The 18,908-nt window shown below is 74.0% G+C and carries 23 protein-coding genes; 8 read left to right on the top strand and 15 right to left on the bottom strand.

What is annotated here, in order from left to right; all coding sequences use genetic code 11:
- Window positions 1-43 precede the first annotated feature (43 nt).
- On the top strand, window positions 44-943 hold the full coding sequence (locus tag ACY34I_RS09135) for a GNAT family N-acetyltransferase (protein ID WP_462754172.1): 900 nt from the start codon (window positions 44-46) through the stop codon (window positions 941-943).
- On the opposite strand, the gene ACY34I_RS09140 is transcribed toward ACY34I_RS09135, so the two are convergent.
- Both ACY34I_RS09140 and ACY34I_RS09145 read right to left on the bottom strand, forming a co-directional pair.
- A complete protein-coding gene (locus ACY34I_RS09140; RefSeq protein WP_462754173.1) occupies window positions 936-1,454 on the bottom strand; it encodes an O-acetyl-ADP-ribose deacetylase in 519 nt (172 codons plus the stop codon). The two genes, ACY34I_RS09135 and ACY34I_RS09140, sit on opposite strands and share 8 nt — an antisense overlap.
- A 1-nt stretch (window position 1,455) precedes the next feature.
- Window positions 1,456-2,247, bottom strand: a complete 792-nt coding sequence (locus ACY34I_RS09145) for an EI24 domain-containing protein (RefSeq protein ID WP_462754174.1) — start codon at window positions 2,245-2,247, stop codon at window positions 1,456-1,458.
- Between the two features lie 64 nt (window positions 2,248-2,311).
- Between ACY34I_RS09145 and ACY34I_RS09150 the strand changes: the two genes are divergently transcribed.
- Window positions 2,312-3,331: a helix-turn-helix transcriptional regulator gene (locus ACY34I_RS09150; protein ID WP_462754175.1), complete on the top strand. Its 1,020-nt coding sequence runs from the start codon at window positions 2,312-2,314 to the stop codon at window positions 3,329-3,331.
- Here ACY34I_RS09150 and ACY34I_RS09155 read toward each other — a convergent pair.
- On the bottom strand, window positions 3,322-4,236 hold the full coding sequence (locus tag ACY34I_RS09155; protein ID WP_462754176.1) for an SDR family oxidoreductase: 915 nt from the start codon (window positions 4,234-4,236) through the stop codon (window positions 3,322-3,324). The two genes, ACY34I_RS09150 and ACY34I_RS09155, sit on opposite strands and share 10 nt — an antisense overlap.
- A 77-nt stretch (window positions 4,237-4,313) precedes the next feature.
- Here ACY34I_RS09155 and ACY34I_RS09160 point away from each other — a divergent pair, with 77 nt between their 5' ends.
- Window positions 4,314-5,000, top strand: coding sequence for a nucleotidyltransferase domain-containing protein (locus ACY34I_RS09160; RefSeq protein ID WP_462754177.1), 687 nt, complete (start codon window positions 4,314-4,316; stop codon window positions 4,998-5,000).
- Window positions 5,001-5,218: 218 nt separating this feature from the next.
- On the top strand, window positions 5,219-6,121 hold the full coding sequence (locus ACY34I_RS09165; protein ID WP_462754178.1) for a GNAT family N-acetyltransferase: 903 nt from the start codon (window positions 5,219-5,221) through the stop codon (window positions 6,119-6,121).
- A 68-nt stretch (window positions 6,122-6,189) separates the two neighbouring features.
- On the opposite strand, the gene ACY34I_RS09170 is transcribed toward ACY34I_RS09165, so the two are convergent.
- The 5 genes from ACY34I_RS09170 to ACY34I_RS09190 form a co-directional block, all read right to left on the bottom strand.
- On the bottom strand, window positions 6,190-6,927 hold the full coding sequence (locus ACY34I_RS09170; protein ID WP_462754179.1) for an alanyl-tRNA editing protein: 738 nt from the start codon (window positions 6,925-6,927) through the stop codon (window positions 6,190-6,192).
- 10 nt (window positions 6,928-6,937) lie between these two features.
- Entirely contained in the window at window positions 6,938-7,825 is an 888-nt protein-coding gene (locus ACY34I_RS09175) for an alpha/beta fold hydrolase (RefSeq protein WP_462754180.1), read from the bottom strand.
- Window positions 7,822-8,142 carry a DUF2516 family protein gene (locus ACY34I_RS09180; RefSeq protein ID WP_148793272.1) on the bottom strand — a complete coding sequence of 107 codons (321 nt, stop codon included), beginning with the start codon at window positions 8,140-8,142 and terminating at the stop codon, window positions 7,822-7,824. Before ACY34I_RS09180 ends, ACY34I_RS09175 begins: the two co-directional genes overlap by 4 nt.
- Before the next feature lie 73 nt (window positions 8,143-8,215).
- Window positions 8,216-8,866 (bottom strand): hypothetical protein, encoded by a 651-nt coding sequence (locus ACY34I_RS09185; RefSeq protein ID WP_462754181.1) that lies wholly within the window; start codon window positions 8,864-8,866, stop codon window positions 8,216-8,218.
- Entirely contained in the window at window positions 8,863-9,495 is a 633-nt protein-coding gene (locus ACY34I_RS09190; RefSeq protein WP_462754182.1) for a helix-turn-helix domain-containing protein, read from the bottom strand. Before ACY34I_RS09190 ends, ACY34I_RS09185 begins: the two co-directional genes overlap by 4 nt.
- A gap of 111 nt (window positions 9,496-9,606) precedes the next feature.
- On the opposite strand from ACY34I_RS09190, the gene ACY34I_RS09195 reads away from it, so the two are divergent.
- Entirely contained in the window at window positions 9,607-10,404 is a 798-nt protein-coding gene (locus ACY34I_RS09195; RefSeq protein WP_462754183.1) for an alpha/beta fold hydrolase, read from the top strand.
- Window positions 10,405-10,482: 78 nt separating this feature from the next.
- Here the strand turns inward: ACY34I_RS09195 and ACY34I_RS09200 are convergent, their stop codons facing one another.
- The 6 genes from ACY34I_RS09200 to mtfM form a co-directional block, all read right to left on the bottom strand.
- Window positions 10,483-11,442, bottom strand: a complete 960-nt coding sequence (locus ACY34I_RS09200; RefSeq protein WP_462754184.1) for an asparaginase — start codon at window positions 11,440-11,442, stop codon at window positions 10,483-10,485.
- Between the two features lie 94 nt (window positions 11,443-11,536).
- Window positions 11,537-12,364 (bottom strand): beta-keto acid cleavage family enzyme, encoded by an 828-nt coding sequence (locus ACY34I_RS09205; protein WP_462754185.1) that lies wholly within the window; start codon window positions 12,362-12,364, stop codon window positions 11,537-11,539.
- Window positions 12,365-12,490: 126 nt separating this feature from the next.
- A complete protein-coding gene (gene ygfZ / locus ACY34I_RS09210) occupies window positions 12,491-13,603 on the bottom strand; it encodes a CAF17-like 4Fe-4S cluster assembly/insertion protein YgfZ (protein WP_462754186.1) in 1,113 nt (370 codons plus the stop codon).
- On the bottom strand, window positions 13,600-14,028 hold the full coding sequence (locus tag ACY34I_RS09215) for a Fur family transcriptional regulator (RefSeq protein WP_073834482.1): 429 nt from the start codon (window positions 14,026-14,028) through the stop codon (window positions 13,600-13,602). Before ACY34I_RS09215 ends, ygfZ begins: the two co-directional genes overlap by 4 nt.
- Before the next feature lie 134 nt (window positions 14,029-14,162).
- Complete coding sequence (locus ACY34I_RS09220) at window positions 14,163-14,756, bottom strand: heme-binding beta-barrel domain-containing protein (RefSeq protein ID WP_462754187.1); 594 nt, start codon at window positions 14,754-14,756, stop codon at window positions 14,163-14,165.
- Window positions 14,750-14,854 (bottom strand): small membrane protein MtfM, encoded by a 105-nt coding sequence (mtfM, locus tag ACY34I_RS09225; RefSeq protein WP_274534545.1) that lies wholly within the window; start codon window positions 14,852-14,854, stop codon window positions 14,750-14,752. The genes ACY34I_RS09220 and mtfM overlap by 7 nt, the downstream gene beginning before the upstream one ends.
- Before the next feature lie 12 nt (window positions 14,855-14,866).
- Here mtfM and ACY34I_RS09230 point away from each other — a divergent pair, with 12 nt between their 5' ends.
- The 3 genes from ACY34I_RS09230 (at window position 14,867) to ACY34I_RS09240 (ending at window position 17,767) form a co-directional block, all read left to right on the top strand.
- Window positions 14,867-15,241: a DsrE family protein gene (locus ACY34I_RS09230; RefSeq protein ID WP_148793264.1), complete on the top strand. Its 375-nt coding sequence runs from the start codon at window positions 14,867-14,869 to the stop codon at window positions 15,239-15,241.
- 91 nt (window positions 15,242-15,332) lie between these two features.
- Window positions 15,333-15,725 (top strand): SCP2 sterol-binding domain-containing protein, encoded by a 393-nt coding sequence (locus ACY34I_RS09235; protein WP_462754188.1) that lies wholly within the window; start codon window positions 15,333-15,335, stop codon window positions 15,723-15,725.
- Window positions 15,722-17,767 carry an amylo-alpha-1,6-glucosidase gene (locus ACY34I_RS09240; protein WP_462754189.1) on the top strand — a complete coding sequence of 682 codons (2,046 nt, stop codon included), beginning with the start codon at window positions 15,722-15,724 and terminating at the stop codon, window positions 17,765-17,767. The genes ACY34I_RS09235 and ACY34I_RS09240 overlap by 4 nt, the downstream gene beginning before the upstream one ends.
- A gap of 129 nt (window positions 17,768-17,896) precedes the next feature.
- Here ACY34I_RS09240 and ACY34I_RS09245 read toward each other — a convergent pair whose 3' ends face one another.
- A complete protein-coding gene (locus ACY34I_RS09245) occupies window positions 17,897-18,742 on the bottom strand; it encodes a hypothetical protein (protein WP_462754190.1) in 846 nt (281 codons plus the stop codon).
- Between the last annotated feature and the right edge of the window lie 166 nt (window positions 18,743-18,908).

Here is an 18,908-nt window from a genome sequence, read left to right on the forward strand (position 1 = left end):
TTAACTCGTCGCGCATGCCGGGGGCTGCGGCTACCGTCGGCCCGTGTCTGCGATCCGTCCCGCCCACCCCGACGACGCGCCGGGCGTCGTGGCCCTCCGGACTGTCGTGCACCCCTACCTGGTGCGCGGTGTCGAGTCGACCCGGCACCTGATCGCCCATCCGCCGCCCGAGGAGGACTGGACGGCCTGGGTGGCCGAGGCGGACGGGCAGGTGGTCGGCTGGGTGTCGGCGTACCGGAACAGCCAGACCTCGGAGCCGGACGTGGGAGAGATCTCCACCCTGCACGTACACCCGGCGCACCGGAGTCGGGGCATCGGCACCGCACTCCTGGAGGCCGCGCTCGGCCACCTGCGCGCCATCGGCACGCGGCGGGTGCTCACCTGGTCCCAGCCCGGGTCCCTGCCGTTCGCCCGCCGGCACGGCTTCACGCCCAGTCGGGAGCTGCGCTACTCCGCACTCGGCCTACGGCCCGCCCCGCCGATGCCCGAACCGCCGCCGGACGTACGGCTGCTCCCGGCCACCGAGGTGGACCCGCGCCGGATCCACCAGGTGGACGCCGAGTCTTCGCTGGACGAACCGGGCGACGTCCCGACCGACGCCATGGGCTACGACATCTGGCACAACGAGGTCTGGATCAACCCAGGGCTGGAGCGGGACGCCAGCACGGTAGCCGAGGTGGACGGCACGCTGACCGCGGTCAGCCTGGTCAAGCGGGACGGCGACCGGATGTGGTCGGCGTTCACCGGCACGGTGCCCGGGCACCGGGGGCGGGGCCTGGCCCGCCTGGTGAAGCAGGCCGCGCTGCACCGCGCCGCCAAGTCGGGCGTACGGATCGCGTACACCTCGAACGACGAGGCGAACGCGCCGATGCTGGCGGTCAACGCCCGGCTCGGCTACCGGCCGGTGGCCGCCCAGTGGTCCTGCCTGCGCGAACTCAGCTGAGCCCGGCGGCCACCCGTTCGGCGGTCGCGTACGTGCCCGTGCCGAAGAGCACCAGCCGCGCCTCGGTGACGTGCGTCGGGGTGGCCCCGCGCAGCACGGCCAGTGCCTGGCGGACGGCGTCCTCGACCGGCCAGCGGTAGACGCCGGCGGAGATCAGCGGGAAGGCGACGCTGGTCGCGCCCAGCTCGTCGGCGACCTTGAGACTGTTCGCGTAGCAGTCGCGCAACAGCGCCGACCGGTCCTCGCCAGCAGAGTGGACCGGCCCCACGGTGTGGATCACCCACCGGGCCGGGAGGTTGCCGGCGGTGGTGGCGACCGCCTGGCCGGTGGGCAGGCCCCTGCCGTAGCGGGAGGCGCGCAGGGCCCGGCACTCCTCGAGGATGGCCGGACCGCCCTTGCGGTGGATCGCCCCATCCACTCCCCCGCCGCCGAGCAGCGAGGAGTTGGCCGCGTTGACGATGGCCTCGGCCCGCTGGGTGGTGATGTCGCCCTCGACCAGGATGAATTCCATGTCAGCCCTCCTCGACGGACTGTCCGAGCGACCGGCGGGCGAGCAGGGTGGCGCCGGCGACGGCGGCCGGCATGATCAGCACCGCGCCGAGCGGGATCAGGAAGCACACGAAGACGGCCACCCCGAACCCCAGGGTGGTCGGACGGTCGGCCTTGAGCAGTGACCGGCGCTCCGGCAGGCCCATCCCCCGGCGGTAGAAGGCCGCGCCGACCAGCTCCAGGGCGAGGAACCAGCCACCCACCGCCGCACCGATCACCGGGACGACCGTCTGCCCGACCAGCGGGATGAAGCCGGCCGCGAAGAGGGGTACGCCGACCAGCGCGGAGACCGCCACCAGCCGTAGGGAGTCGATGATGCTGCGGCGCAGCGAGGCCCAGAAGGACACCTCGACCGCGCCCGGCGTGCCGCCGAGCCGGTCCTCGACCCGCTCGGAGATCTTTTCGTAGAACGGGTCGCCGACGGCCAGGGTGACCGCGGTGAAGGTGAGCACCCCGAGCAGCCCGGCCAGGCCCACGATCGCCAGCCCGGCGATCACCCGGACCAGGCCCCGCCAGGCCCCCGACCAGTCGTCGGCGAACGGGGTGACCAGGGCGGCGAGGTCGTCCACGAAGTACAGCAGGGTGGCGAACGCGGCGACGAAGAGCACCCCGGAGATGAGCGCCGGGACGATGCCGAGCAGCATGAGCCCGGGGCTGCGGACATAGAGGCCGATGCCGCGCAGCAGCAGGCCGGCGCCGGAGAGGAAGCGGCTGGCGGCGCCGGTCACCGGCGCGGCGAGGCGGGGTACGTCCACGACCGGACAGCCTAGTGGTCGCCCGCAGCAACCCTGGTCGCGCGAACTCGGGCAGGATGGGCGGGTGCGTGCGTCCCGGCTGATCTCGCTCGTGCTGCTGCTGCAGTCGCGGGAGACGATGACCGCGGCCGAACTGGCCCGCGAGCTGGAGGTCTCCGAGCGCACCGTCTACCGGGACGTGCTGGCGCTCTCCGCCGCCGGCGTGCCGGTGTACGCGGACCGGGGCCGGGCCGGCGGGTACCGCCTGCTCGGCGGCTACCGGACCCGGCTGACCGGGCTGACCCGGGACGAGGCGGAGGCGCTCTTCCTGGCCGGGCTGCCCGGTCCGGCCGGCGACATGGGGCTGGCCGACGCGGTGGCCGCCGCCGAGCTGAAGGTGCTCGCCGCGCTCCCGCCGAGCCTGCGGGACGCCCCGGCCCGGACCGGGCAGCGGTTCCACCTCGACGTGCCGGGCTGGTTCCGGCAGAGCGAGCCACCCCGGTGGCTGACCGAGTTGGCCCGGGCGGTCTGGCGGGACCGGGTGGTCGAGCTGCGCTATCGCCGGGGCGAGCGGGAGGTGACCCGCGTGGTCCAGCCGTACGGGCTGGTGCTGAAGAGCGGCGTCTGGTATCTGGTCGGCCGGGTCGGCGACGGGTACCGGACGTACCGGGTGGACCGGGTGGTCGGCGTCGAGGTGGGCGGGGAGACCTTCGACCGGGACCAGGTCTTCGACCTGGGGGCGTACTGGCGGGAGCAGGCCGAGGCGTTCCTGCGGGACATCTTGCGGGCCAAGGTCGCCGTCCGGCTCAGCGCCGCCGGCCTGCGCGCGCTCCGGCACCTCGTCGACGCCCCGTTCGTGTACGACGAGGCGGTCGGCGCCGCCGACGGGCCCGACGGGCAGGGCCGGATGGTGCTCCGGCTGCCCGTCGAGTCCGTCGAGGTGGCGTACACCCAACTGCTCTCGCTCGGCCCCGAGGTGGAGGTGCTCGACCCGCCGGAGCTGCGGGAGCGCTTCGCCGCGGCGGCCCGCCGCACGGCCGCGCTCTACCTCGGCGGGCCCCTGCCGGATGCGGCGGAGACGGCCACGGCCGCCGGTCAGCGGTAGCCGGTGTCGTCCGCCGGCTTTCCGGCCGCGATCACCTCCCTCTCGTACCGCAGGAAGTGCGGGCGGGTGCCGTCGAGGTCGGTGAAGCCGTACACCTGGGCGAGCCCGCCGGCGTCGACGGACTGGCCGTTCCAGCGGGCCCGGTCCGGGTCGGCGGCCAGGGCGGCCACCGCGCGCCCGACGAAGGCCGGCGTCTCCGACATGACGAAGTGCGGCTCCTTCGTCGCGCCGTCGCGCCAGTTGGCCTCGGTGACCCCGTAGTGCTCCAGCATCGCCTCGGACCGCATCCAGCCGGGGGTGAGCGCGACGGCCGTGCCGCCGTGCGGCGCCAACTCGTGCGACTGGGTGAAGGCGAGCCGGTTCACCGACACCTTGGCCAGGTCGTAGAAGACCGAGAGCCGGTACGTCCGGTCGTTGTACTCCTTGGTGCCGTCGCCGATCTCGACGACCAGGCCGCCCGGGTTGCGGATCAGCAGCGGCAGGGCGAAATGGCTGGTGATGATGTGGGTGTCCACGGCCAGCCGGAGCATGCGGAAGCCGGCGCCGAGCGGCTGCTCCCAGACCGGCTTCTCCCAGGTGATCAGCGGGTCGCCGCCCCAGATGTCGTTCACCAGCACGTCGAGGCGGCCCTGCTCGGCGTCGATCCGATCGACCAGGCGGCGTACCTGGTCGGGGTCGAGGTGGTCGACGGGGATGCCGATGCCGGTGCCGCCGGCGGCGGTGACCAGCTCGGCCGTCTCCTCGATGGTCTCCGGCCGGCCCATCTCGGAGCGGCGCTCCCGGGTGCTGCGGCCGGTGGCGTAGACGGTCGCCCCGGCGGCACCGAGTTGGACGGCGATCTGCCGACCGGCGCCCCGGGTCGCCCCGGCGACGAGTGCGATCTTCCCTGTCAGCGGTTGCGTCATACCGACGACGATGGCAGCGATACCTGACAACGGAAGTCCGGTTTCCCGGGCGATCCGGATCCGCCATCATGGCCGGCATGCACCTGCTGCTCTCCGGGATCGTCGGCTCGGTCGCGTACGGGCTGGCTGGCCCGGGCTCGGACGTGGACCGGATCGGCGTCTTCGCCGCGCCGACGGTGGCCTTCCACGGCCTGCACCCGCCCCGGGAGTCGGTGGTCACCACCGAGCCGGACGTGACCCGGCACGAGGCGCGGAAATACTGCCGCCTGGCGTTGAGCGGCAACCCGACCGCCACGGAGCTGATGTGGCTGCCGGACGACTGCTACGAGACCCGGACCGAGTTCGGCGAGCGGCTGATCGCCGTCCGCTCGGCGTTCCTCAGCGCGCCCCGGGTCCGGGACGCCTACCTCGGATACGCCGGCCAGCAGTTCCGGAAGCTGGCGGGCCGGGACTCCACCGTGGGCGGGCGGCGGCGCACGGCGAAGCACGCCCGGCACCTGGCCCGGCTGCTGCACCAGGGCCGGGTGCTCTACGCGACCGGCGTGCTGGAGATCCGGCTGGCCGACCCGGAGTGGTTCCGGGCCTTCGGCGAGCGGGTCGCGGGCGGCGCCCTGGCCGAGGCGGAGGCGCTGGTCGCGGCGGCCGAGCGCGACTTCGACCGGATCCGTACGCCGCTGCCGGAGCGGCCCGACGAGGAGACCGTGGAGCGCTGGCTGCTCGATGTAAGGGCCGCCCACCTGCCGCCCGACCGGCTCCGGCGCTGAGGCACGCCCACCGAGTCGCCGGGCCACCGGCCGCCGGGCCGCCGGGCCGCCGAGGGGATATCCCGATGCCGGCACGGCACCCGGCCGGTATGCTCGCCGAGCGTCCTCGACGACCGGAAGGAGGTGAGCGCCGTGTCCATCACGACATTGCCGTGCTCCCATCCGGTCACGAGGACCCGGGCGTCCTGACGGGAGCACTCGCCTCCCGGAAGGAAACCATGACCGACCTGGTCATCCGCCCGCTCAACGCGGGCGAGGAAAAGCTCTTCGATTCCCTGTCCGACCCCGGTCTGGTCGGGCGCGCCGCGTTCGGCGAGCGCTGGCTCGACATGGCCGCCGACGGCCAGTACCGCCCCGAGTGGAGCTGGATCGCGCTGCGCGACGGCGTCGTCGTGGCCCGCGCCGCCTGGTGGGGTGGGCCGGACGACGACCAACCCCTGGCGCTCGACTGGTTCGACTTCACCGACCCCGACGCGGCGGTCCAGCTGCTCCGGACCGCGCCGCTGCGGGCCGAGTACTCGATCTCACTACCGGTCGGCTGGCGCACCGACCCGGCGGTACGGGCCGAGGCCGAGGCCCGGATCGCCGCCGCCACCGAGGCCGGCATGTCGGTGCTGGTGTGGCGGTACCGGTACCGCTGGACCCTGGACCAGGGGCTGCCCGACCGACCGGGCCGGTTGGAGTTCCGCCCGGAGCCGGACGATGCGGTCGTGCTGGACGTGCTCCGCCGCGTCGTCGAGGGCAGCCTGGACGCGCACGCCCGGCACACCGCCGCGGCGTCCGGACCGGACGCCGCCGCCCAGGAGGAGCTGGACCTGTTGCGCTGGCTGCCCAGCCCGCGCGACTGGTGGCGGCTCGCCTGGACCCCGGACGGCGAGCTGGTCGGCCTGACCGTGCCGGCCCGCAACCACCGCGACCCGATCGTCGGCTTCGTCGGCGTGGTGCCCGGGCAGCGCGGGCACGGCTACGCGTACGACCTGCTGGTCGAGGCGACCCACGTGCTGGTCGAGGCCGGCGAGACGGAGGTCGTGGCGGCCACCGACCAGACCAACCACCCGATGGCCGCGGCCTTCGCCCGGGCCGGCTACCCGATCGAACGCGAACGCGTCGACCTGGTCTGAGCCCACGGCTCCCGGCGCGCGGGTCGCGCGCCGGGAGTCGCGTCAGTCGGCCAGGCGGCTGCCCAGATTCAGTCCACCAGGCGGACGCGGACCCGGCGGTTGGCCCGGCCCTTGCTCTCCACCTTGACCACCTGGACCTTGCCGATCTGGGCGGTGGAGGCGACGTGGGTGCCCCCGTCGGCCTGCACGTCCAGCCCGACGATGTCGACGATCCGGACCTCCTGCTCGTCCGGCGGGATCAGATTGGACTGGGTACGGATGATGTCCGGCAGGGCCAGCGCCTCCGTCCGAGGCAGCACCCGCACGGCGACCGACCGGTCGGCGGCCACCTCGGCGTTGACCAGCTCCTCGATCCGGGACTTGAAGTCCGGCGGCACTTCGGGGAGGTTGAAGTCCATCCGGGCCTCGCCGGGTTCCATGTTGCCGCCGGTGACCAGCGCGCCGAAGTCGCGGAAGACCACCCCGCAGAGCACGTGCAGCCCGGAGTGGGTACGCATCAGCATGGTCCGCCGGACGTCCTCGACCGCACCGGTGACGGCGGTGCCGACCGGTGGCAGCGGGTCACCCTCGGCCGGGATGAGCCAGAGGTCGTCGCCCTTGCGGGTGCCCACGATCCGGGTCTGCACCCCCTGCCAGAGCAGCACCCCGTGGTCCGGCGGCTGCCCGCCGCCGCCCGGATAGAAGGCCGACCGGTCCAGCACGATGCCCTGCTCGGGATCGGCCGCCAGCACCGTGCACTCCCACTCCCGCAGGGTGGGGTCGGCGAGGTCGAGGCGGTGCGTACGGCCGTGGTGTGTGACGCCCATGCCGGGCACGTTACCCGTTGAGGAACGTCGAGATCCGCTCCCGCAGGTCGGCGCGGTCGGACCAGAGGACGCCCGGCCGGTCGTACACGTGCAGGGTGGCCTGCGGCAGCGCGGCGGCCAACTGCTCGGCGACGGCCACCGGGTGCAGGTCGTCGCCGGCGCAGCCGATCACCAGCGCCGGCACGGTGACCCCGGCGAGCGCGTCGGGGGTCCGCAGCGGGGTCTGGTCCGGCAGGCTGGCCAGGCCCGGGGCGAGCCCGTCCCGGAGCAGTTGGTCCAGCCGTTGCCGCAGGTAGGCCCAGCCGGCCGGGGTGTTGCGGACGGCCGGCGGCAGCTCCAGCGACACCACGTCGGCCAGCGCGGAGGCGTCTCCCTCCGCCACCGCGTCGAGCAGATCGGTCAGCCGGGCCCGGGCCACCTCGCCGCGCGGGGTGTCCAACACGGCGGGCAGGAAGAAGACCAGCTTCTCGAAGCGTTCCGGGCTCTCGGCGAGCAGCCGGCACAACGCGCCCGCGCCGAGGCTCGCCCCGAACGCCCGGGTGGCGCCGCCGAGGTCGGCGATCGCCCGCAGGTCGCGGGCCAGGTCCAGGTAGCTCCACGGCCCGGGCGGCGAGTCGGAGCGGCCGTGCCCGCGGAACTGGAAGAAGATCTTCCGGCCGGTGACCCCGCTGCCGAACGGGCGGGTGATGGCGATGCCGTTGCCGAGCCCGTGGGCGAACACCGTCACCGGGTCACCGGTGCCGGTGACCAGCCGCTCCAGCCGTACGCCGTGCGGGGTGGTGACCAACTCGGTCTCCGGCTCGGGCAGCGCCGGCCGGCCGGTGCGAGGGGCACCGGGGCCGGGCCCCCAGGTGCGGGGGCCGCCGTCCGGTGGCGGGGGCCAGCGGAAGCTCCTCACCAGGAGCCCCGGCCGTCGTGCAGGTCGCGCAGCCCGACCCGGACGTCCAGCAGGTAGATCATCGCGGCCGCGATGCCGATCAGGGTGAAGATGCTCAGCACGCCGCCGCCGACGCCGAGCAGGGTGAGGACCAGGCAGACCGCCAGGATGGCGATCCAGCCGCCCTTGGGCAGGGTGCCGATCGCGGCGAACGCGTCGGAGCGCTGGGTGATCGCGTGGACCAGCGCCACCGCCTCGATCACCAGGGCGAAGACGAGCAGGATCAGCTCGATCACGTAGCGGACTTCGAACGCGAAGATCGGCGCGGCGTAGGCCATGTCGGCAAGCTTATGCCGAGACCCCGGAAAACGTCCGACAGGACGCTGTCCGGGGTCTCGGTCCAGCTTCGACTCACTCGGCGGCGGGGCGGGTCCGCTTCGTGGTCTTCGGCAGCTTCGCCGACGGGGTCGCCGACTTCGCCGCGGTGGCCCTGGTGGCGGTGGCCTTGGTGGCTCGGGTGCGCTTCACGGCGGCCGGCTTGGCCTCGGCGGCCGCGGCCACCTCGGTCGGGGTCGGCACCTCGGCCGGGGTCGGCACCTCGGCCGGCGGGGTGACGCTCTCGGTCGCCTCGATGTCGGCGTTCACCGTGTCGGCGGCCTCCAGCACACCCGCGCCGACGACCCGCTCACCGCGGGCGACCAGCTCGGCGTACGCGGCCACCGCCCGGGCCTGCGCGGCCTGGGCCCGCTCCTGGGCGCCGGCCAGCACGGCGGCGGCGTTGCGGCCGGCGGCCTCGCGGAGCTTGTCCAGGTCGAGGTCGGTCGGGACGGCCTTCTCCCGCAGCCCGGTCGCGGTCAGGTTGGCGGTCTTCAGCGTCTCGGTGGCCTTCTGGCGCAGCTCGACACCGGTAACGACGGCCTTGCCGCCGAATTCGGCGACCACCCGGGTGCCGAGGTCGCTGACCGCAGCGGGCAGCTTGCGGAGCTGCTCGAGGGCCAGCTCGCCGGCGCCGGCGGCGGCGTAGAGCGGGGCCGGAATGCGGTTGGTCTTCGGCTGGGTCATGACTTCTCCTCCTCGGCCGCGCCGGCGGCCTTCCGGACCACCCGGTGGGCGGTCTTCCTGTCGGGGTCGGCGGTGGTCGGGGCGGGCGCGGGACCCGCCTCGGTGACGGCGACCGACTCGAGGACGGCCTCGGTCGGGGTACCGCCCGGCGTCGCGGGGCCGGCCGTGGCCGGCGTGCTGGCGGCCGGGGCCGACGGCGCCGCGGCCGGCACGCCGGTCGACGGGGTCGGCTCGGTGGCCGCGGTCGGCTCGGTGGCGCCCTGCGCCGCGGCGGTCGCCTCGGCGAGCCGGGCATTCTCCCGGCGGAACGTCTCGTAGATCTGGGTGAGTGACTGCTTCTGGGCCATGGTGAGCTCGGGATCGACGGCGATCGCCGCGAGCACGCCCTGCCCCTCCTTGGCGTCCAGCAGCCCGGCACGCAGATACATCGCCGGGGTCGAGACCCGCAGCGCGCTGGCGAGCTGCTGGAGCACCTCGGCGCTCGGCTTGCGCAGGCCGCGCTCGATCTGACTGAGGTACGGGTTGCTCACGCCGGCCTGCTCGGCGAGCTGCCGCAGCGAGATCTTCGCGTTGCGGCGCAGATCGCGAATGAACCCGCCGACGTCGGGAAGGTCCTTACCGGTGGCCATGACTCCACGCTAACGCGGGGCGCTAGCTACTGCAAGCAAAATGCTAACCAAAGTTAGCAGGGTCTCAGGTAGCCGGTTGCGCGACCGGTGTCCGGTCCGTACCGTTCCCCCGTGGTCAAGATCGACGTGAATGGTGCGGTGCTCGCGTACGACGAGGTCGGCAGCGGCAGCCCGGTGGTGCTGCTCCACGCCGGCATCGCCGACCGGCGGATGTGGCGGGGCCAGCTGCCCGCGCTCGCCGCCCGGCACCGGGTGATCGCCGTGGACCTCCGCGGCTACGGCGAGTCCGAGCTGCCACCGAGCCCGTTCGCGCACCACGACGACGTGATCGGGCTGCTGGACGCCTTGGGCGTCCCACGCGCCGCGCTGGTGGGCTGCTCGTTCGGCGGCAAGGTGGCGGTGGACGCCGCGCTGGCGTACCCGGACCGGATCTCCGCGCTGGCCCTCTTCGGCGCCCCGGTCTCCGGCAACGAGTGGTCCGAGGAGACCGAACAGCTCTGGGACGAACTGATCGGCGAGGTCGATCCGGAGGACTTCGCCGCGACCGCGGCCGGCGAGGTGCGGTTCTGGGTGGTCGGCCCGACCCGCCGCCCCGAGGACGTCGATCCGGAGCTGATCCGGTTCGCCGACGAGATGGACCGGCGGGCCCTCGCCGCCGAACTGGCGCTCAGCGCCGTCGAGGTGGGCGAACTCGACCCGCCAGCGATCGGCCGGCTGGGTGAGCTGGCCATGCCGGTGCTGGCCGGCGCCGGCGCGGACGACCTCGCGGACCTGCGCCGGCTCGCCGACCGGATCGCCGCCGAGGCCCCGCACGGGGTGCGGCTGCCGGACGTCCCGGACGCCGCCCACCTGCTCCCGCTCGAGCGCCCCGAGCCGGTCAACGCCGCCCTGCTCGACTTCCTGCCCTGAGCCCTGCCCGACGCAGGTGCGTCACGCGGATTCACGGGAAGAGTGGCTGTCCACTCTTTCCGTGAATCAGGCCCAGGGTTACCAGACCGGGCGGATGGCGCCGACCGGCAGGCCGCCGCCGAGCAGCGGCAGCTCGGCGTACTCGGCCAGCACCGGGGCCTCGACGCCGAGCCGGCGCAGCGCCGCCACCAGCACCGGCATCCGGGCCCGTCCGGCGCCGTCGTCGATCTTGACGGCCACGGCGCCGACCCCCGGGACCGCCGCCGCGACGACACCCTCCGCGCCGACCTTCGCCAGCAGCCCGGGTACGCCGCGCATCAGCCGGGTGTCGTCCGCCTGGGTGCCGCCCACCAACTCCGGGTACGCCCGCATGGCGTCCGCCACGGTCCGCTCGACGGTGCCGGGCTCGGCGGAGACCAGCCGCAGGTACGCCCGCGCCAGCCCGGTCAGCGAGACGGCGAGCACGGGAGCGCCGCAGCCGTCCACCCCGACGGCCGCCGCCGTCTCCCCGGTGAACTCCTCGATCGCGGCGGTCAGCCGCTGCTGGAGCGGGTGCTCGGGCCGCCAGTAGCCGTCCAGCGGCCAGCCGGCCGCGAGGCAGGTCAACAGCATCCCGGTGTGCTTGCCGGAGCAGTTCATCCGGGTCCGCGTCGGCCCGCCGCCGGCCCGCAGCACCGCCTCCCGGGCCGCCTCGCCGACCGGCAGGTCCGGCGGGCAGTGCAGGGCCTCCTCGGTCAGGCCGGCGCCGCGCAGCAGCGCCGTGACCCGCTCGACGTGGAACTCCTCACCGGCGTGGCTGGCCGAGACCAGCGCCACGTCGGCCGGTTCGGTCAGCGGCAGGCCGGCCCGGAGCATGCCGATCGCCTGCATCGGCTTGTTGGACGAGCGGGGGAAGATCGGCGAGGCCACGTCCCCCGCCCCGGCCACCGGTGCACCGGCGGCGTCGAGCACCGCCACGGAGCCACGGTGGATGCCCTCCACGAACCCGGACCGGACCACCTCGGCGAGCGGCACGCCGCCCTCGTACGTCTTTCCCACGAGGTGGACGGTACCGACGGGCGCGGCGGGCCTGTCACCGGGGTGACCAGCGGCGTCGGCCCTGGGCGTACAGGGGTGCCGGGCCTGCCGCGGCTTACATGCCGAGGAGCTGCCGGGCCTCGGTGGTGGTCAGCGGCGGGCGCTGGGCGAGCTGGGCGAAGCCGACCGCGCGGGCGACCAGTTGCATGTTGGACTCGACCGGCTGGCCCTTGGCGTAGGTGACCGTGTCCTCCATGCCGACACGCAGGTGGCCGCCGGCCGAGAGGGAGGCGAGCAGCACCGGGATGGTGCTGCGGCCGATCCCGGTGGCCGAGAAGGTGGTGCCCTCCGGCAGGTCGCGCAGCATCTGCTGGGCGGCGACCAGGGTCGCGGTGGTGCCCGGCATGCCGCCCGGCACGCCCATCACGAAGTCGACGTGCACGTGCCCGCCGTGCGGCAGGCCGTACTTGCCGAGCAGGCGCTGGAGGGCGGTGAGGTGGCCGAGGTCGAAGATCTCGTACTCGGGGACGACGCCCTTCTCCTGCATCCGGGTGTGCAGGTCGACGATGAACTCCCAGCGGTTCAGGAAGACGTCGTCACCGAAGTTGACCGTGCCCATGGTGCAGGAGGCCATGTCCGGGCCGGCGTCCAGCACGGCCAGCCGGTCGGCCTCCGGGTCGGTCACCGCACCGCCGGAGGAGAGCTGCACGATCAGGTCCGTGGTCTCCCGCAGCGCCGCGACGGTCTCGCGCAGCCGCCCCTGGTCGAGGGTGGGCTTCGCCTCGTCGTCGCGGATGTGGACGTGGATCACGGCGGCGCCGAGCGCCTCGCACTCCTTGGCCGTGAGCAGCAACTCGTCGAGGGTCACCGGCAGCGCCGGCACCTCCGCCTTCGCCGACTCCGCGCCGGTGGGGGCAACCGTGATCAACGTCCCTGTGCTCATGCCGGCGATCCTAGACGCCCCACCCGACTCCGGTCGATGGCCGGAGCGGGCCGAGGCGGAAGAATCATGCCTGATCGGGCGCGGAGCCGAAAGAATTTCCGCCTTGCGGCCCTCGGCAAGGCACCCTTACGACGGCTCGATGGCGGCGGCGGCCTCGCCGACCAGCAGGCGGGCGTCCTCGGCGACGTTGCGCTTGACCACGGCGAGGGCGATCTGGCCCAGCTCGTGGTGCTGCACCGCGGTGCCGACGAAACCGACCGCCCGGCCGTCCAGGGTCACCGGGGTGCCGGCGGCCGGCAGCTGGTCGGTGGTCACCCCGTCCAGGTGGAGCAGGACGAGACGGCGCGGCGGCTTGCCCAGGTTGTGCACCCGGGCCACCGTCTCCTGCCCGCGGTAGCAGCCCTTGTCCAGGTGTACGGCCGTCCCGATCAGGTCGACCTCGGCCGGGATCGTCCGGTGGTCGGTGTCCACCCCGACCCGCGGCCGTCGGGCGGCCACCCGGATCGCCTCGTACGCCCACAGCCCGGCCACCGGCACGCCGGCCCCGCGCAGCTCGTCCACCACCTGGGGCATCGCTTCCCGGGGCACCAGCAGGTCCACGCCGAGCGGCACCCGCCGGGCCCACCCGCCGACCGGCAGCGGCTTGACGTCGTACACCACGGAGGGCCGGGACGGCAGCTCGCCGGAGCGGAACTTCGGGCCCGGCACGGCGACGGCGTCCGGCGCGGCCAACCCGGTGACGCCGAGCGTGTCGAGCGCGCCGGCGGCCTCCGGCCCGACCAGCGAGAGCAGCGCGTGGTCGGCGGTCGTGTCGCGCGGGTCGACCTTGCTGAAGAACCGCATCTTCTCCAGGTACGACAGCAGCCCGGTGGTCATCCCCGGCTCGGTGTCCAGCCAGGTGGTCTCGCCGTCGTCGGCGACCATGGCGTGCTGCTCGAGGTGCCCGTGCGGAGAGAGGACGAGCAGCTCGGTGCCCTGCCAGGCACCCAGCCCGGCGAGGTGCTGGCTGGTCAGGGTGTGCAACCAGCCGATCCGCTCCTCGCCCGGCACCGCCACCACACCCCGGTGCGAGCGGTCGACCAGGCCGACGCCGGTGGCCAGGGTGCGCTGCTCGCGCAGCGGGTCGCCGTAGTGGGCGGCCACCGGGCCGACCCCGGCCGCCCGGTGCACCGGCTCCGGCTGCTCCCGGGTCTCCTCGTCGATGGCCTCGGCGGCCACCGCTCCCACGATGTCGATCATTTGCGTCCCCCGTCCTCGCACTGGCCGCAGACGCCGAAGAGCGCCACGTGCCCGATGTCCACCTGGAACCCCCGCTGTGCGGCCAACTGGTCGGCGAGCGGGCGGAGCAGCTCCGGCTCGATCTCGTCGATCGCGCCGCACTCCCGGCAGACCAGGTGGACGTGCTGGTGCTCGCCCGCCGCGTGGTAGGTCGGCGAGCCGTGGGACAGGTGGGTGTGCGTCACCAGCCCGAGCCGCTCCAGCAGCTCCAACGTCCGGTAGATGGTGGTGATGTTGACCCCGGCGGCCACCTCCCGGACCGCCGTGTGCACCTGCTCCGGCGTGGCGTGCCCCAGGTCCATCACCGCCTGCAGGACGAGCTGCCGCTGCGCCGTCAGCCGCAGCCCACGGGAGCGGAGCAGTTCCGCGAGGGAGGATTCGGACACCGTCCGATCATAGTTCGGCCACCGCACCGCCCCGCCCGCACCGGCGGAGCCCCGCGCTGTCGGTCGCGAGGTCGCTGGCGGCCTGGGGCGCGGCACCGCCGGCACCCTCATGATCCCGACGGGCCGGGGCGGCGTCAGCCGGCCACGCGGAGGAGGCGGGCGGAGAGGTGGGGGCTCAGGGGGTGGCCCATGGCGGCCATCTCCTGGGCGTACAGCAGGGCGCCCTCGACGATGCCGAAGAGGCGGGCACCGGCGGTGACCTCCTTGGCGGCGGCCGTCCGGAGCACCGCGTCGGTGGCGAACTCGATCTGGGTGCCCTTGCGCCGGCCGATGTGCAGCTCCATCACCCCGGTCGGCGTGCTCATCAGGGCTTCGACCTCGTCGGTGCCCCGGTCGCCGTCCATCACCGGGCGCCACCAGCCGACCTCACGGCCGGCCGGGCGGACCGGGCGGCTCTGCTCGTCGAGGATCCAGGCGCGGGACTCGTAGAGCAGGAACGGCCGGCCGTCGTGGCTGATCCGGATCTCCTGTGCGAAGTCAAAGTCCTCGATGGTCGGGAACCCGCCCCGGCCGCGCCCCCGCCACACCCCGATGTACGGCAGCAGGCCGTCCAGGCTCGGGTGCAGCTTCGGGCCGACGCGCAGGTCGTGGCTCTCCTCGTACGGGTACGGGTCGACCGGCGGCGCGTTCAGCCACGGCGGCGGCGCAAGTGGGTTGTCGCTCACCATTTTCCTCTCGAGATCTTCACGGCCAGGTAGACCAGGCCACCGGCGAGCGCGCCCAGGCCGGCGACCAGCAGGCTGACGAACCCGATCTCGGTAACCATCCGGGCCATCCTATGCTGGGCGCCATGGCCCGTACTCTCGTCGTCAAGGCCACCGCCGGGGCGGACGCACCCGAGCGCTGCGCGCAGGCCTTCACCGTCGCCGCCACGGCGGCGGCCGCTGGGGTCGACGTGTCGCTCTGGCTGACCGGGGAGTCGACCTGGTTCGCGCTGCCCGGGCGGGCGCAGGAGTTCGAACTGCCGCACTCCGCGCCGCTGGCCGAACTGCTGCACGTGATCCTCGCCACCGGCAAGGTCACCGCCTGCACCCAGTGCGCCGCCCGGCGGGACATCGGCCAGGGTGACGTCATCCCCGGCGTACGCATCGCCGGCGCGGCCGTCTTCGTCGAGGAGGCGATGGCCGAGGGCGCCCAGGCCCTGGTCTACTGACGGCCGCCCGGGCCGGCCCGGGACCGATGTCCACCTTGTGTGGAGCGCCGATAATGACCCGGCATGTCCGGCTGCTGCCTACGATTCGGATGTGGGTCAGGCGACCGAGGAGTTCTTCGCGGCACTGCCGAAGCGTGCCCCGGCGGTGCTGCGCGGCCCGGCCGGCGGCACCCTCCAGGTCGACCTGACTGCGGGCAACCGCACCGAACACTGGTACCTGGAGCTGGCGCCCGGGTCGGTCCGGGTGAGCCGGGAGCAGCGGCTGGCGGACGCCACCTTCACGGTCGGTGCCGACCTGTTCGAGGAACTGGCCGAAGGCCGCGAGTCGGCCCTGGCGGCGGTGTTCCGCAACGAGGCCACGCTCAGCGGCAACGTGCTGCTGTTCCTCCTCTTCCGCCGGTTCTTCCCCGATCCGCCCGGCACCCGGGATCCCCGCGAGGTGGCTCGCGAGGTCGCCCGCGAACAGGCCGGACGGTCCGGATGACGCGGGTCAGCATCCTGGACGGCAACACGTTCCTGGTCAGCGACGAGCGCGGCGACATCGAGCCGTCCTTCGACTTCCCCACCGGGCTGTTCTCCTTCGACACCCGGTTCGTCTCCGCGTGGATACTCACCCTCGACGGCCAGCGACTGCAGCCGCTCTCCGTCGACGACTCCCAGTCGTACGCGACGCGCTTCTTCCTGGTCCCCGGCGAGCCGACGCACTACGTGGACGCCAAGGTCTCGGTGATCCGTAGCCGGGCGATCGGCGGCAGCTTCGGCGAGGAGCTGACCCTGATCAACCACTCGGAGCAGGAGAAGGAGTTCAGTCTCCGAATCGACATCGGCGCGGACTTCGCGGACGTCTTCGAGATCAAGCACCAGCGGCCGAAGAAGGGGCGCACCACCCCGAGCGTGGCGGCGAACGAGCTCCGGCTGGTCTACCGGCGGGAGAATCTCCACCGGGAGACCGTGATCAGCACGAGCGCGCCGGCCGACATCGACGAGGGCGGCATGACCTTCCGGATCCGGGTCGGTCCGCACGGCGAGTGGACCACCCGGTTGCAGGTCAGCACCGTCATCTACGGCGCCCGGGGCGAGGACATCCGGAGCACCCTGCCGCTGGGCGGGCACCGCACGGCCGCGGCGATCCACGCCGAGCAGAACGACCTGATCGAGCGGGCGCCGAAACTCGGCTGCGACTGCCAGCCGCTGGCCGGGGCGTACCGGCGCAGCCTCAACGACCTGGCCGCCCTCCGGTACGAGTCGATCGCGCTGGGGGTACGGCTGCTCGCCGCCGGCCTGCCCTGGTTCATGACCCTCTTCGGCCGGGACAGCATCTTCACCTCGCTCCAGGTGCTGCCCTTCCTGCCCGGCCTGGTCCCGCCGACCATCCTCATGCTGGCCGGCCTGCAGGGCAGCCGGTTGGACGACTTCCGGGACGAGGAGCCCGGCAAGATCCTGCACGAGCTGCGGTACGGCGAGACCGCCGGCTTCGAGGAGCAGCCGCACTCCCCGTACTACGGCTCAGCCGACTCGACCACGCTCTTCGTGATCCTGCTCGACGAGTACGAGCGGTGGACCGGGGACACCACGCTGGTCCGGCAACTGGAGCACGAGACCCGGGCGGCGCTGAACTGGATCGACACGTACGGGGACCTGCTCGGCACCGGATACGTCTGGTACATGACCCGCAACCCGGAGACCGGCCTGCCGAACCAGTGTTGGAAGGACTCCTGGGACTCCGTCTCCTACGCCGACGGCCGGCTGCCCGGGTTCCCCCGGGCCACCTGCGAACTCCAGGGGTACGCGTACGACGCCAAGCTGCGCGGCGCCCGGCTGGCCCGAACGTTCTGGAACGACCCCGCGTACGCCGACCGGCTGGAACGCGAGGCGGCGGAGCTGAAGGAGCGGTTCAACCGGGACTTCTGGATCCCGGATAAGGAGTACTACGCGATGGCCCTGGACCCGGAGGGACGGCACGTCGACGCCCTCTCGTCCAACATCGGCCACCTGCTGTGGAGCGGCATCGTGGACGAGTCACGGGCCGCCGCGGTGGCCGGTCACCTGCTCGGGCCGCGCCTCTTCTCCGGGTGGGGGGTACGTACCCTCGCCGACGACCAGGGCCGCTACAACCCGATCGGCTACCACGTCGGCACGGTCTGGCCGTTCGACAACTCGTTCATCGCCTGGGGGCTGATGAAGTACGGCTTCCGGGAGGAGGCCGGCCGGATCTGCGACGGGATGCTCGCCGCGTCCCGCTACTTCGACGGGCGGCTCCCCGAGGCGTTCGCCGGCTACGAGCGCACCCTCACCGACTACCCGGTGCAGTACCCGACCGCATGCAGCCCGCAGGCCTGGTCGTCCGGCACGCCGCTGCTGCTGCTCCGGGTGATGCTCGGCCTGGAGCCGCAGGGCGAGCATCTGATCATCGATCCCGCCCTGCCCGAGGGGATCGGCCGGGTGGAGGTGCTCGACATCCCGGGCCGGTGGGGCCGGGTGGACGCCCTGGGCCGCAGCCGCGGCCCGCACGACCACAGCCACTGACGTTCGCACCCCGGCGGCCCCGCCACCTCGGCCGGGCGCGGTCCGGGGGCCCCGGGTTGGCCGAACCAGGCGGTCAGCCGATCGAGGCCGCCAGCCCGGGAGCGGCCCCGGTTCGGCCGGACCGGGCGGTCAGCCGGCGCAGCCGGTCGAGGCGGCCAGCCTTAGCTGGTCGCCGGTGGCGTCGGCCAGCACGGCCACCGGCCCGGCCCGGTAGGCGTACACCTCGGGACGGTCAACCACGGCGACGCCGAGCGGGCGCAGCGGCGCCAGCGACACGGGCTTGCCGCCGGCCGCGGCGCTGACCGTCCGGGCGGTCCCGCCCGCCGGGCAGGGTGCCACGACCACGTCGGCAGCCGGCGGGACGGAGCGGCCCAGCGCCCGCAGCGCCGCCCCCAGCTCCGGTGCGACGGCGGGCGCTGGCCGCGGCTCGGCGTACTCGGTGTCGACGGGACGGCAGCCGGTCGCGGCAGAGAGTCGGACCCGTCCGTCGGCCACCACCCGCCCGTCGACCGCGACGAACTCCCCCGCGTCGGCGCGCAGCCGGGGACCGCCCGACGCGGCACCGACCCCGGCCCACCAGTCGGCCGGCAGTCGTTGCGCCACCCGCTCCAGCACGGCCCGCTCGCCGCCGACGGCGACCAGCACGTCCAGGCCCCGGGTCAGTGTCGCCCCGTCGGCCAGCGGGGTGACCCGGCAACCCCGGCGCATCTGGGCCGGGGTCAACTCCCAGGCCTCGCCGTCCACGGCGGCCACCAGGCGCCCCAACGCGCCGTCCACCACCGGAATCGCCTGGCCCAGGCTGCGCTGCTCCTTCACGGTCGGCGGGTCGTGCCGCACCGACCACCAGGTCAGCCCGGCGAGCAGCACCGCCCACGCCGCCGCCGCGGCCACCAGCCAACGCAGCCCGCGCCGCCCCGGGGCCGGCTGCTCGGGACGGGTCGGCGGGGCGTACCCCGCCTGGACAGCACCACTCACCGGGCCATCGTGTCACGCGGCGGCGAGCCCTCGGCCTGGCGGTGCCAGGTCGCCGATCTGGCGGTGTCGCACGGCCGCAGACCCCACCAGATCGCCGACCCGCAGTCGATCAATCCCGAGCCGGCCTGACCGGGCCAGGCCGGGCGGGAGCGCCCCGGAACGACCC

This window comes from Micromonospora sp. RTBAU3-60 (genome assembly GCF_054963695.1).

Coding starts and splice junctions, on each gene's coding strand:
- ACY34I_RS09185 (WP_462754181.1), bottom strand. CDS start 8,866: ATGACCCAGCCGAAGACCAACCGCATTCCGGCCCCGCTCTACGCCGCC.
- ACY34I_RS09190 (WP_462754182.1), bottom strand. CDS start 9,495: ATGGCCACCGGTAAGGACCTTCCCGACGTCGGCGGGTTCATTCGCGAT.
- ACY34I_RS09155 (WP_462754176.1), bottom strand. CDS start 4,236: ATGACGCAACCGCTGACAGGGAAGATCGCACTCGTCGCCGGGGCGACC.
- ACY34I_RS09180 (WP_148793272.1), bottom strand. CDS start 8,142: ATGGCCTACGCCGCGCCGATCTTCGCGTTCGAAGTCCGCTACGTGATC.
- ACY34I_RS09165 (WP_462754178.1), top strand. CDS start 5,219: ATGACCGACCTGGTCATCCGCCCGCTCAACGCGGGCGAGGAAAAGCTC.
- ACY34I_RS09170 (WP_462754179.1), bottom strand. CDS start 6,927: ATGGGCGTCACACACCACGGCCGTACGCACCGCCTCGACCTCGCCGAC.
- ACY34I_RS09220 (WP_462754187.1), bottom strand. CDS start 14,756: ATGGTGAGCGACAACCCACTTGCGCCGCCGCCGTGGCTGAACGCGCCG.
- ygfZ (WP_462754186.1), bottom strand. CDS start 13,603: ATGATCGACATCGTGGGAGCGGTGGCCGCCGAGGCCATCGACGAGGAG.
- ACY34I_RS09240 (WP_462754189.1), top strand. CDS start 15,722: ATGACGCGGGTCAGCATCCTGGACGGCAACACGTTCCTGGTCAGCGAC.
- ACY34I_RS09205 (WP_462754185.1), bottom strand. CDS start 12,364: ATGAGCACAGGGACGTTGATCACGGTTGCCCCCACCGGCGCGGAGTCG.
- ACY34I_RS09230 (WP_148793264.1), top strand. CDS start 14,867: ATGCTGGGCGCCATGGCCCGTACTCTCGTCGTCAAGGCCACCGCCGGG.
- mtfM (WP_274534545.1), bottom strand. CDS start 14,854: ATGGTTACCGAGATCGGGTTCGTCAGCCTGCTGGTCGCCGGCCTGGGC.
- ACY34I_RS09160 (WP_462754177.1), top strand. CDS start 4,314: ATGCACCTGCTGCTCTCCGGGATCGTCGGCTCGGTCGCGTACGGGCTG.
- ACY34I_RS09140 (WP_462754173.1), bottom strand. CDS start 1,454: ATGGAATTCATCCTGGTCGAGGGCGACATCACCACCCAGCGGGCCGAG.